The sequence below is a fragment of the Ferruginibacter sp. genome (assembly GCF_014377975.1).
Classification (GTDB): domain Bacteria; phylum Bacteroidota; class Bacteroidia; order Chitinophagales; family Chitinophagaceae; genus Ferruginibacter.
Window position 1 is genome coordinate 1 of the sequence record NZ_JACMOO010000253.1, and the last position, 3,564, is coordinate 3,564.

The window sequence follows — 3,564 nt, forward strand, 5'->3', positions numbered from 1 at the left end:
GGGGTTTTAATTTTATCTGCTTTAAAGAACGCATAAGAAAGGTCCATCCATTTTTTAGGATTTTTCCATGGGGCACCCAGTTCTGTTTCGTACTGGGTTACGTATTGGTCAACGCCATACATAGTGAACTGCAACGCACTTCCTGCACCACTGGCGGCTGCTTTAAAACGGGTATCTGTTGCTATGGTATAGTTGGTTAAGATACCGCCATAGCTCCATCCGCCGATGCCCATATTTTTTTCATCTGCAATACCTTTTTCAACAAGGTAGTTGGTGGCGCCCAAAATATCCATTACTTCCTTGTTACCCCAATCTGCATAAATGGCTTTGGTAAAATTTACGCCCCTTCCATTGCTGCCCCTGTAATTTACGCCTGCAACTGCATAACCGCTGCTGGCGAGCATTTGCCTGGTAAGATCAAATTCATAATTATCCTGGCCAACAGGGCCGCCATGAATATAAAGGATCAGCGGTAATTTTTGACCAGGAGCAACCGTTGCCGGACGATACAAAATATTGCAAACCTTTGTGCCATCTTTACTGGTAGAAGTAAATCCCTCCACCGTTGCAAACTGGATGGCATTTACAAAGGAGTCCTGTACATGCGTTAATCTTCTTACCTTATTATTTTCCAATGCATATATTTCTGTAGGCAATTGTGGCTCACTCATGCAGGCAACCAATGCTGCTGAATTGGAGGCGCTTTCAATGGTTGCAAAACTTCTTTCCCCATCTGCTAATGTTGTAAGGGTATTGTTTGCAACGTTTAGCTTAGCTATGTACTGCTTGCGGTCATCTTCCACTATAAAAGTTAGCTGGCCATCTTTTGTCCACCGGATATAACTAACCGGCCTGTCTAATGAACCGGCTAATGAACGGGCAGCACCTCCTGTGGAAGGTATCACTGAAACAGTGCCTTGTCCATACATTGTAAATGGCTGGTTGCTCGACGAACTGCTGTAGGCGATCATCTTACCATCGGGGCTCCATTGAGGACTTACATCCGCACCAGCCCAGGTTGTCAGTTGTTTTATCGCAGAGCCAGGGGTTACATCCATTACACAGATATCCAGATTTTCATTCCTGTCTCTATCTGCTGAGCGGTTACTTACAAAAGCCAGTTGTTTGCCATCAGGGCTCCAGGCGGGTGACGTTTCATCAAAATCTCCTTTGGTTAATGTATCCGTTTTTTTTGTACCAATATCAAAAATGTACAAATGCGTAAACCTATTTTCTACATACCCTTTTATGTCTTGTTTAAATTGGTAACGGTCCATCACAAATGGCGCTCTGGTTTTTGATTTAGACGTATCCGTAAAGTCCTGGTCTTTTATACTCATGGCTATTTGTTTGCCATCAGGGCTCCACACATATTCATCAAGATCGCCTTTAAGGCTGGTAATTTTTTTTGCTTCACCACCTCTTGTATCCATCAGCCATATCTGTGCAACCTTTTCACCATTGCGGTCACTCACAAAGGAAATAAATTTTCCATCGGGGCTCCACCGGGGTGCACTTTCGCTTTCTTCACTATTCGTTAGTTGTACAGTTTGTTCGCCATCCCAGCTTACCATCCAGATATCACTGTTGCGTTTATCTTTTGCAGTATCTACGCTGCTCACTGTGTAAGCAACCCATTTGCCATCAGGAGATAGATGGGCATCCTGTACATCTTTTAATAAATAAACATCGCTGGGTTTTAATGCTCTTTTTGCAGGATTTTGTGCTGCACTATTGAAAAATACAATGGTTAGAAAAAGAAAGGAAAGGACGATCTTCATTTGAATTAATTTTAGTAAATTGATTTTAAAAATAGTTGCTTTCTCCCTATAATTAAAATTATTTATCAGTTTTGCAGCGTGGCTGTCTGTTAATTATTAATAGTGATCAAACAATAACTACTTTGCTATTATTATACCTGTTATAAAATTTACCGGCATGAAAATAAAAGTTATCCTTATCATCCTGTTTTGCAGCCATTGTTTTGCAAATTGTAATTCCCAGCAAAAAGTTACAGCACCTGCGCCTGTTGCAGATACGGCATACACTTATAGCAAAGGTTCGGTTGATGGCATTGGTAAATTTTATATGGGTCGGGAGATAGCGCATGTAATGGGTGCATCAGGCAGTGACTGGCTTGAAAGAGATGACCGCAACCAGGAAGAAAACACCAACCTTGCGATTGAAAAAATAAGCCTGCCTGCAAATGGTGTGGTGGCTGATATTGGTGCCGGAACCGGTTATTATAGTTTTAAACTTTCGGCCAAAGTACCACAGGGTAAAGTATATGCTGTGGAGATACAGGATGAAATGATAAGCTTTTTAAAAAATAAAAAAGCAGTACTGAAAGACAGCATTGTGGAAATAGTAAAAAGTACCACCCTTTCTTTAAACTTGCCTGACAACAGCATTGACCTGGCCATAATGGTAGATGTTTATCATGAGCTGCAATTTCCTGCTGAAATGTTGCAGGCCATCCGAAAAGCACTAAAGCCGGCAGGAAAAATATTGCTGATTGAATACCGTGGAGAAGACCCATCGATACCCATTAAAGCATTGCATAAAACCACCGTTGCACAGGTAAGCAAAGAAATGATGGCGAACGGATTTCAATTAAATTATAAAGGTGACTTTCTTCCAATACAACATTTTTTGTTGTATAATAAGAAGTGAATTGTTGTATGGTTGAATGGGTATAATCTGCATTGAATTTATTTACTTTTTCTACCAACAATTTAACCATAAAGTCATTTAACGTAAGCGATAAACATCCTGTCGGCAAAGTCATCCATTTATCTTGTAAGCCGGTAAATCATCAATGCTGTCCGTTTGATCAATTTTGGGTATTCATTCAGGTTAATTGTTTCTCCCGGTGCATGGGCGCCTTTGCCCGAAGCTCCCAGCCCATCAAGACAATCAAGATAATTGGCCACGTAAGAAATATCACCGGCGCCTCTCTTTCCGGGATCGCCTGCTATTACTTCACCATAATTTAAAGCGATGCTTACATCACTTAAAATTTTTACCAAAGCAGCATTGCCTGCTGTTGGCGGCATAGCAGGAATGCCATCTGTAAAATGGATGGTTGCTTTTGTTTGTGGTAAATTTCGAGACACAATTTGCCGCATGGTATCTCTTGCTTTTTCTTTTTGTACTTCGGTAAGAAACCGAAGATCACCTAGCACCACAGCCCTTGGGGCAATAATATTGGTCTTGGCAGAAGTGCCACCCTTTTGTGCCGTAGCATCATAATTCAAATCTGACCCGGCGATGAATAATGCTGGGTTAAAAGTGAGGTATTGTTCCTTGCCTAACTGCTCCCTGAATTCGTTGATGATACGAGCCGCTTCATACACTGCACCATAACCGGCAGCACCAAAAATGCCTGAAGAATGCGCTTGCTTTGCTTCTACTTCAAGCTTCCATTCGCTGGCACCACGACGGGCAGTGGCCACCGTGTTCAAATCTGTTGCTCCTTCAAATGCCAGGGCAATATCATGCTGCTTTGCCTTTTCAATAAAATCACCACGGCTTATTTTCCGTGGCTCGCCTGCATTTTCTTCA

The 3,564-nt window shown here is 41.8% G+C and carries 3 protein-coding genes; 1 reads left to right on the plus strand and 2 read right to left on the minus strand.

Features of this window, described 5'->3' with window-relative positions:
* The coding region (locus tag H7254_RS13345; RefSeq protein ID WP_301933440.1) for a S9 family peptidase at positions 1–1,781 on the minus strand (1,781 nt) is incomplete at its 3' end.
* A 157-nt stretch (positions 1,782–1,938) separates the two neighbouring features.
* Here H7254_RS13345 and H7254_RS13350 point away from each other — a divergent pair.
* The gene (locus H7254_RS13350) at positions 1,939–2,673 is read left to right on the plus strand and encodes a class I SAM-dependent methyltransferase (protein ID WP_301933441.1); all 735 of its coding nucleotides are present in this window, start codon (positions 1,939–1,941) and stop codon (positions 2,671–2,673) included.
* A 119-nt stretch (positions 2,674–2,792) separates the two neighbouring features.
* Here H7254_RS13350 and H7254_RS13355 read toward each other — a convergent pair.
* Positions 2,793–3,564 (minus strand): M20/M25/M40 family metallo-hydrolase (locus H7254_RS13355; RefSeq protein WP_301933442.1); only part of this gene is annotated, 772 nt, incomplete at its 5' end.